Source organism: Massilia sp. CT11-108 (assembly GCF_047302915.1).
In the GTDB taxonomy this organism is placed as follows: Bacteria; Pseudomonadota; Gammaproteobacteria; order Burkholderiales; family Burkholderiaceae_D; genus Telluria; species Telluria orientalis.
In genome coordinates, this window is the sequence record NZ_JBKYMO010000238.1 from 1 (window position 1) to 8,762 (window position 8,762).

Sequence of the window (8,762 nt, forward strand, 5' to 3'; positions counted from 1 at the left end):
GCCTGAACGATGCCGGCCGACTGCAGGTTGCCCGAATCCCCCGGGTCGGGCGTGCCGATGCCGCCGTCGCGGCCGCCATCGTTCAGGTTGCCCGTCGTGCCCGTCTTCCCGGCACTGCTGGTGCCTACACCGCTCAGCTCGTCATAGTTCCGGCCCTTCATGCCCTTGCCTTTGTACTCCTGGTTGCTCGGCATAATCGTCTCCTTGATCGGTACGTGAAATGCCATGGTAGGCCGCCTGTCGGGGCCGACAATCGGAGGAGGCGTCAGGCGATTGTAGGACCAGTCGGACAGGACTCGACAGTCATTCCTGGCGTCGCGGATTGGGAACGATTGCATGTCAAACATTGACAAAATATTCAATCCGTGGCGGAATCCATGGTCGGCCCGCAGTGTGGTCAGCATTTACGAAAAAAAAACAATGAGCAGAAGCAGTACAGGCAAGGTAAGGGGAACGGGGCGGACTACACTGGAAGAGGTGGCGGCGCACGCGGGCGTATCGACGATGACGGCATCGCGCGCCCTCAGCCAGCCCCAACTGGTGTCCGAGGCGACACGCACCAAGGTGGAGCAGGCGGTGGTGGAACTGGGCTATGTGCCCAACCGCGCCGCGCGGGCGCTCGCGTCGTCGCAGTCGCGCGTGATCGTGGCGCTCGTGCCGTCGCTGTCGAACGTCGTGTTCACGGCCGTGCTCGACGGTATCCATGACGCCATCGAACATGGGCAGTACCAGCTGCTGATCGGCAATACACGCTATTCGGATGCCGAGGAAGAAAAGCTGCTGCTCACCTACCTGCAGTCGAATCCGGACGGCATCCTGCTCTCCGGCCTCACGCACAGCCCGCAGGTCGAGCGCATGCTGGCCGCTTCGCGCATGCCGGTCGTGTCGATGATGGATCTCGCCGACGAACCGGGTGCACTCTCGGTCGGCTTCTCGCAGCACGACGCCGGCAACGCCATCACGCGCCACCTGATCGAGCGCGGCTACAAGCGTATCGTCTTCGTGGGCGCGCAGCTCGACGAGCGCACGCTGCGCCGCGCGGACGGCTACCGGCAGGCGATGCAGGCGGCCGGCCTGGCCGATCCGAAGCTGGAGATCATGGTTGCGGACCCGTCGACCATCGCCCTCGGCGCCGAGCTGATGCGCCAGGCACTGGACACGCTGCCGGATTGCGATGCCGTGTTCTTCTGCAACGACGACCTTGCGCACGGCGCCATCTATTATTGCCAGCGCCACGACATCCGCGTGCCGCAGGACGTCGCCATCGCCGGCTTCAACGACCTGCCGGCATCCGCCTGGATGGTGCCGTCGCTGACGACCATCGACACGCCGCGCTACCGCATCGGGTACGAGGCGGCGTCGCTGCTGCTCGACGTGATCGGCGGGAAGGAGCCGCGCGAGCGGCGGATCGATCTCGGCTTCACGTTGCGCGAGCGGGAAAGCACCTGATCCGGCCAACGGCCGCGAAAAAAAATCACCCGGTTGAGCTTTACATTTTCCGTGGAAACGTTACACTGTCAGCATTGCTTGTTAGCGCTACCAGACGGTGGCGCCGGCAGGCGGTGCGGGTGCGCGGGGGGCTGCGCACTCTTCAAATATCTCCTCTTAGGGACTGGTCGCTTGTCGCTTCCGGTCCTGTTTTTTTTGGCCGTCATCGCGCCAAGGCCCAGGATCACCCCCGTCAGCAACATCGTCGGCGCGCCCGGCTCCGGCACGGGCGGGGGCGTGATCGGATCCAGCCGCACCGGCCGGCACACGTCGCTCGTACGACAGGCGTAACCGAGGATTTGCCGTGAATCGTTGATGCCGAGCGCCGTCGCCACGGTCCAGCCCAGTGCCGGATCGACCAGCGCATTGAGGTCCAGCAGCCTGCCGTCCGTGTACAGGAAACCGTGGCGGGAATCGATGTCGTCATCGAACGTCGAATAGCCGACCACCTGTCCGAGGTTGTTGATGTCCCACGTGCCCGTGTAGCGGCCGCCGAAGTCGCCGAGCATCGTCACCGTGCCGTCCGTGTAGAGAAAGGAGTGGGCGACCTGGGCGGTGTCCACGACGGCGCCGATGACCTGGCCGCGGTCGTTGATGCCTTGCGCGAAGCTCGCGGCGCCGCCGAAATCGCCGAGGTCCGTCATCACCCCATCGCGATAGACGAACGCATGGTAGCGCGATGCGTCGCCACCGAACGTCGAGGCGCCGACCACGTGGCCCGCGTCGTTGATGCCGATGCCGTATGAAACATCGCCGCCGAGCGTGCCGAGATCCCGCATGCCGCCATAGCCGGCCAGGATGGCATGCGTCCGGTCTGCGGCGGTGGTCGCCGAGCCGGTCACCTGCCCGGTGTCGTTGACGCCGAGGCCGATGCTGGAGCTGCCTCCGGGCAGCGTGCCCAGGTCGCGCATCGTACCGCCGGCGTAGAGGAAGGCGTGACCGGGACGGTTGGCCGGCGCGACGTCGCCCGTGACCATGCCGTTGTCGCTGAGGGCGTAGCCAAAGCTGCGCGTGCCGCCGAGGGCGCCGAGGTCGCGCACGTCGCCGTTCGTGAAGAGAAACGCATGCGAGCCGCCGGGAACCGGCATCACGCCGGTCATCTGTCCGGCATTGTTGATGGCGCTGGCCTGCAGCCACTCCGGCAGGATGGTCAGCGTGTACAGCGGTTCGGCGCCTGCCGTCAGAGCGGCGAAGCACGGAACGACGAGGCAGATTCGGATGCGCATGGCGATCTCCAGGAAACGGATCGCGTCCCGGCCGGGACGGATACGCTTTCGATCACGCGCGAGGCAAATCGTTACACGGACAGGTGCATGCCCGGTCCGTGCCGCCTGGCGCCGGCCTTCAGGGCACGGTCACCTCGACGCGATACGTGCGGCCCGCTTCGATGCCGCCGATGCGCGCTTCCGGCAGCGTCTGCCCGTCGCACACGACCGTCGTCCGCCCGACCGCGCCGCGCGTCACGCTGACGTCGAACGTGGCGCCGCGGAACACGCGGCGGACGCGCATGGACGGCCAGTGCGACGGCAACTGCGGATTCACGACGAGGCCTGCCGCATCGCCCTTCAAACCGCACAGGCCTTCGACGATGGACCGGTAGACCCAGGAAACGGTGCCCGTGTTGAACAACTGGCTCGAACGGCCGGCCGTGCGCGGGTATTCCTTCCACGCGCCGCGGTAGTAATTCGGGATGAACACGGGAAGCTGCCCGCGCCGCAGGTAGTCGTCCTCGCCCGGGCCCGGAATCATCTTGCGCAGCGCGTCCCATGCGCGGTCCGGCTGCGCGATCGTGTACAGGCTGTAGATGTAGAACACGGACGCGTGGTTGTACACGGCGCCGTTCTCCGCCGATCCCGGGTGCTTCTGCGTGACGCGGCCCACGTCCTCGCGCATCGCGGAATAGGGCGGGGCGAACATCTGCACGCCGTACGGGGTGTCGAGCTGGGCGTCGATCTCCGCCAGCATCGTCGCGCGCTGCTTCTCGTCCGGCGCGCCGCTGAGGAACGCCCAGCTCTGCGGATTCAAATAGATGCGGCCTTCCTTGTCGGCGCTGACCCCGAAGATCGCGTCGTCGTCCGTGATGCCGCGGGCGTACCACGCGCCGTCCCACAGGTGCAGGTTCGCCGCCGTGTTCATGTCGAGCGCGCCCCCGCGGAAGTGCTCGGTGCGCCAGTCGTCGCCGCGTGCCGCGCACACGTCGGCCCACAGGTTCAGCGCGTACGCGGCGGCCACCGTCAGCCAGCCGGACACGCCGCGGCCCTTGTACCCGACCATGTTCATCGGATCGCACCAGTCGCCCTGTTCGATGTAGGAGAGGCCGCGGTGGTCGCGCTTGTGCAGCAGCCAGTCCATCGCCATCGAGATCCGTTCGTACGCCGTGAGCGCCATGCCGTCGTGGCCCGTGACCGGTTCGTCGAGGATCGCATAGTCGCCCGTCTCGTCGAGGTAGGCCTGCAGGCACACGGGCAGCCACACGCAGTGGTCCGTGTGCGGCACCTGGTTGATGTACTTGAGCTCCGCGCCTTCGAACAGCAGGATCCCGTCCGGCATCGCACCGTTCGTACCCTGTTGCGACAGCGCGTGCAGGAACGCGGCGCGCGCGACGGCGGGCTTGATGAACGCCATCCCCATGTTGTCCTGCAGGTAGTTCCGCGTCTGCGGGTCCGTGCTGAGACGGTTGACGTCGCCGTGATAGAACACCTGGCGCGCGAGCCAGCGGTTGACGAAGTTGTCGAATTCCGCGTCCGGCGTCTCGACCTGGACGCAGCCCGCGCCCTGGTCCGCATACGCCGCATAGTCGCGGGCCGCGGCGGCAAACTGCTCGGCGCCGAGGTAGCGCCGTTGCATGGACGCGATCTCGGCGTCGTCGAACGCGGGGCCGAACAGGAAGCGGCGCGTCACGGCGGCGCCGGCATCCAGCGCGAGCCGATACTGGACGACCGCGACGGGCGTTTCGTAACGGGCGTCGCCGCCGGCCAGGCGTTCGTTGCGCAGCGCATCCGGCGCATGCAGGCCGCCTTCGCCTTCGAACTGGCCCTGGTTCGTTTCCCACGCGTCCGGCGCCGTCTCGCACAGGAAGTAGGTCCTGTCCTTGAAATCCTTGTTCTTGAAATAGTCCTGCAGCTTCTGGTACGGCGTCACGCTGGAGGCGACGATGCCACCGAGTTCGGCGCGGTATTCGGCCGACTGGTTCATCCACGACATGTAGCCGATCGTGAAGTAGGGGTAGACGCTGACCTTGCGCGGCCGGCCGCTGACGTTCGTCACGGTGAGGGTCCACAGCTCGGCCACGTCGTCGACCGGGACGCCCAGGCGCAGGTCGATGCGGATGCCCAGCTTTTCGACGGTCCACGCGAGGTCGTCGCGGCCGACGGAAAAGCTGAAACGGTCGGGCGCCGCGCGCACGGGTTCGTGCGGGGCCGAGAAGATCTCGCCCGTCTCTTCGTCCTTCACATAGAAGAAGCGGCCCGGGTGGTGCGCGTAATAGGCCTGCTCCGGCTGCATGAAGGTCTTCGCCTCGAGGTTCGGCGCGTGCGAGTACTTGGCGGGCTCCGGCTGCATGAACTGGGCGGTGGCGTAGCCGCGGCACGTCACCTGGATCATCATCCGGCGGTTCCACAGGAAGCCGCCGGCGTTCGGCATGGCGGTCGGGCTCGCGAGGTCGTAGCGTGCGCCGTTCTCGGTCGGTTGCAGCATGGTCTTTCCTTGTCGTTGTTATTCGCGTTGTTTATTCGATGGGCGGTTTGCGGGCGGCCAGGTCGGCCTGGATTGCCGCGAGCTGCCTGGCATTCAGGTTATAGAAGCACATCACGGCGACGGCGGCGACGGCGAACGCCGCCGGGATGAAGGACATGAGCCACACGATCCCTTCGCGCGACCCGGTGGCCTGCACGGCGTTGGGGACGTAGCCGAGCGCCGTGAACACGGACCCGATCACGGCGACGGCGACCGCCGTGCCCAGCTTTTGCGAGAACGTGGCGGCGGCGAACGTCATGGCGGTGGCGCGGCGGCCCGTGCGCCACTCGTTGTAGTCGGCCGTATCGGCATACATCGAGAACGCCAGCGGCGACTTCGGCCCCAGCACGAGACCCATCGCGCCCTGCAGCACGAACATCAGCCACACCTGGTCCGGCGGCACGACGTAGAACGCGGCGGACAGTACGGCGGTCGCGCTCATCAGCATGATCATCAGGGTCTTCTTGTCGATGAAGCGGGTGAGCAGCGGCGTGAGGGCTGCACCGATCGCGGCCGTCACCATGTAGGTCGGCACGAAGGTGCGCATCAGGTCCGGGCGCTCGACGACGTATTTGAAGTAATAGGCGGCGCTGGCGGTGCGCAGCGTGATCGTCACCATGATGATCAGGGCGAGGAAGAACAGCACCACCCACGGCCGGTTGCCCGCGAGGTCGCGCACGTCGCGCCACACGGCGTTCTTCTGGCCCGGCGGCGGCGCGATGCGCTCGCGCGTATTGAAGAAGGTGAGCACGAACAGCAGCGACGCGGCGACGCCCCACAGCAGCATCGTCAGTTGCCATCCGCGCTGTTCGTTGCCGGCGCCGAGCCAGCGCACGAGGTCGGGCGTCGCGGCCGTCACGAGCGTGCTGCCGGCGAACGCGAAGATGAAACGCAGGCCGTTGATGGTCGAGCGCTGCTGCGGATCGGCCGACATCACGCCGGACAGCGCGTTGTACGGGATGTTCACGCAGGTGTAGCAGACCATCATCAGCAGGTACGTCCCGTAGGCCCACGCGAGCTTGGCGTCGCCTTCCAGGCCGGGCGTCGTGTACGTGAGGACCGCGGCGCCGGCCAGCGGGACGCACATCCACACGAGCCACGGACGGAACTTGCCGAAGCGGCTGTCCGTGCGGTCGGCGGCGGCGCCGATCATCGGGTCGGTGAACGCGTTGATGATCTTAATCGTCGACATCATCGTCGCGGCCGCGGCGGCCGAGATCCCGAACGTGTCCGTGTAGAAGATCAGCAGGAAGGTGGCGACATTGGTCCAGTAAAAATTGAAACCCATGTCGGCCACGCCGTAGGCGAGCTTTTCGCGCCAGGGCAGCGGCGCCGCCGCCGCGGGTGTGGCTGCGGCGGCGGCCCGGGGCAGGGCGGCCGTCATCGGACTGCTCCGGCGGGATGAAGGAATGCGGCCATCTGTGTCTCCGGTCATTGTATTGATAGCGCTAACACCGGCGAGTATGCCGCGCGCCGGGAGTCATGTCAATCGCCCGGATACTTCACGCCGGTCTGGGCCCGGATCTCGTCCAGCACGCCCATCAGGTGCAGGGTCTGCTCGTGCGTCATGGCCGGGCTTTCGATCAGGCCTTCGGCCCAGCAGCGCTGCGCCTCGATCGCCTCGTGCACGTAGCCGTTGCCGAGATACGGCGTCGGGATGATGCGAGCCGGTTCGTCGGCCAGCATGAGGGTGAGGGTGGGCGGACGGTGGAACGGCGCGTCCAGGCGCAGCTGGCCGTGGCGGCCGGACAATGTGAGGAGACCCGGCGTGCGCGCCTTCAGCGAGCAGGCGCAGGTGGACAGCGCGCCGCCCGCGTGGCGCAGGGTGAACACGGTCTGCAGGTCGACGCCGGTCGGCCCCAGTTCCGCCTGGGCGCGCACGGATTCCACGGCGCCGAGCAGGTAGGCTGTGATCGACAGCGGATAGATGCCGACGTCGAGCAGCGCGCCGCCGCCGAGGGCCGGATTGAACAGGCGCGCTTCCGGACCGCCCGACGCGACGAAGCCGAAATCGGCGCTGGCCTGCGACACCTCGCCCAGCACGCCGGAGGCGAGGATGCGTTTGACTTCGTCCAGCGCGGGCATGAAGCGCGTCCACATGGCTTCCATCAGGAATACCTTGCGGCTGCGCGCGAGGGCCACGACCTGCCCGGCCTGCGCGCGGTTCAGCGCGAACGGCTTTTCGCACAGCACACCCTTGCCGCCGGCGAGCATCGACAGCGCGTTCTCGGCATGCATGGCGTGCGGCGTGCCGATGTAGACGAGGTCCACGTCGGCGCAGGCGGCGAGGCTGTCGTAGCCTTTCAGGCGCAGGGGAATATGGAATTCGTCGGCGAATCCGGCGGCCGTCGCGGGGTCGCGCGAGGCGACGGCGGCGAGCGTGGCGCCCGGCGTGTCGCGCAGGGCCGTGGCGAAATCGCGGGCGATCCGGCCGGTGCCGAGGATCCCCCAGCGTACGTTGTTCGTCATGTGTGCTCCATCTGATAGGGGTGGAAAAAGCGGGGCGGGCCATTCTGGAGGATGGCCTAAAAGCGGGCTACCTGTCTATCTTGACAGGTCTTTGATGACATTTTGTTATCGATGATTGCGTTATACTATATTGCGGTCCCTCATCGACTGGAAAGGAAAGCCATGGCTGCACAGTCCCCGCGCGCGGATGCGAGCGCATGGTGCCGGCCCCTGTTCGACGGGACGCAGCTGTCCATGCTGGTCTGCGACCCCGTGTCGCAGGAAATCCTCGACGCCAACGATGCGACGCTGGCGCTGCTCGGCCATACCCGCGACACGCTGCTGGGCATGCGTCTGCCCGAGCTGTACGCGCGCGATGAGGGCGACGCCGATGCCCTGCGTCCAGATACCTGCCGCCTGCATTCGCACGTGCGCCACATCGCGGGCGCGCGCGGCGAGATCCACCACGCCATCCTGCAGCGTTGCGCCATCGAATACGGCGGGCGCGACGCCGTGCTCGTCGTCCTGCAGGACGTGACGCGCCACGTCGAGGCCGAAGTCCAGCTGCGCGACACGCAGGACGAGTTGCTGCGCGCGCAGGCGCTCGCGCTGATCGGCAACTGGATCTGGGACGCGGCCAGCGATTCGCACGTGACGTCGTCGCCGGAAGGGTACCGGATCATGGGCTTCCGCCCGGACGAGAGGCCCGTGTCGACGGCGGAGATCTACGCCCGCATCCACCCGGACGACCGGCCCATGGCGGAGCGCGCGCGCGAGCGGGCGCTGCTCGACCCCGATTACAAGTACGACGTGGAGTTCCGCCTGATCCGGCCGGACGGCGAGGTGCGCTGGCTGCATTCCGTGGCCGAGGTCCGGCGCGACGCGACGGGCCGCGTCGTCAAGATGCTGGGCCTCGTGCAGGACGTCACGGAGCGCCGCCGCGCCGAGGAAAACGTGCGCCGCCTGGCATACTACGACACGGTGACGGGCCTGCCGAACATGAACCGGTTCGAGAACGAGGTCGACGATCAGGCAGGCCAGCCGCGCCGGGCCGCGTCCCCGGCCCGCGCCGCGGCGCAGCTGGATCAGCC

Annotated in this window: 7 protein-coding genes; 2 read left to right on the top strand and 5 right to left on the bottom strand. The window is 67.2% G+C overall.

Annotation, left to right across the window (positions count from 1 at the left end; genetic code table 11):
• On the bottom strand, nt 1–194 hold a 194-nt coding region (locus tag ACEN88_RS18475; RefSeq protein WP_413341859.1), incomplete at its 3' end, for a hypothetical protein.
• A 226-nt stretch (nt 195–420) separates the two neighbouring features.
• On the opposite strand from ACEN88_RS18475, the gene ACEN88_RS18480 reads away from it, so the two are divergent.
• Nucleotides 421–1,449, top strand: coding sequence for a LacI family DNA-binding transcriptional regulator (locus tag ACEN88_RS18480; RefSeq protein ID WP_413341860.1), 1,029 nt, complete (start codon nt 421–423; stop codon nt 1,447–1,449).
• 68 nt (nt 1,450–1,517) lie between these two features.
• On the opposite strand, the gene ACEN88_RS18485 is transcribed toward ACEN88_RS18480, so the two are convergent.
• From ACEN88_RS18485 to ACEN88_RS18500, 4 genes are all read right to left on the bottom strand, one after another.
• On the bottom strand, nt 1,518–2,714 hold the full coding sequence (locus ACEN88_RS18485) for a hypothetical protein (RefSeq protein WP_413341861.1): 1,197 nt from the start codon (nt 2,712–2,714) through the stop codon (nt 1,518–1,520).
• Between the two features lie 118 nt (nt 2,715–2,832).
• Nucleotides 2,833–5,184: a GH36-type glycosyl hydrolase domain-containing protein gene (locus tag ACEN88_RS18490; protein WP_413341862.1), complete on the bottom strand. Its 2,352-nt coding sequence runs from the start codon at nt 5,182–5,184 to the stop codon at nt 2,833–2,835.
• Between the two features lie 31 nt (nt 5,185–5,215).
• The gene (locus ACEN88_RS18495; RefSeq protein ID WP_413341864.1) at nt 5,216–6,607 is read right to left on the bottom strand and encodes an MFS transporter; all 1,392 of its coding nucleotides are present in this window, start codon (nt 6,605–6,607) and stop codon (nt 5,216–5,218) included.
• 101 nt (nt 6,608–6,708) lie between these two features.
• Nucleotides 6,709–7,692 carry a Gfo/Idh/MocA family protein gene (locus ACEN88_RS18500; protein WP_413341866.1) on the bottom strand — a complete coding sequence of 328 codons (984 nt, stop codon included), beginning with the start codon at nt 7,690–7,692 and terminating at the stop codon, nt 6,709–6,711.
• Between the two features lie 162 nt (nt 7,693–7,854).
• On the opposite strand from ACEN88_RS18500, the gene ACEN88_RS18505 reads away from it, so the two are divergent.
• A partial coding sequence (locus ACEN88_RS18505) for a PAS domain-containing protein (protein WP_413341867.1) occupies nt 7,855–8,762 on the top strand: 908 nt, incomplete at its 3' end.

Bases quoted from the DNA above. Each gene is read 5' to 3' on its own strand.
- ACEN88_RS18480 (WP_413341860.1), top strand. From the start codon at position 421: ATGAGCAGAAGCAGTACAGGCAAGGTAAGGGGAACGGGGCGGACTACA.
- ACEN88_RS18485 (WP_413341861.1), bottom strand. From the start codon at position 2,714: ATGCGCATCCGAATCTGCCTCGTCGTTCCGTGCTTCGCCGCTCTGACG.
- ACEN88_RS18490 (WP_413341862.1), bottom strand. From the start codon at position 5,184: ATGCTGCAACCGACCGAGAACGGCGCACGCTACGACCTCGCGAGCCCG.
- ACEN88_RS18495 (WP_413341864.1), bottom strand. From the start codon at position 6,607: ATGACGGCCGCCCTGCCCCGGGCCGCCGCCGCAGCCACACCCGCGGCG.
- ACEN88_RS18500 (WP_413341866.1), bottom strand. From the start codon at position 7,692: ATGACGAACAACGTACGCTGGGGGATCCTCGGCACCGGCCGGATCGCC.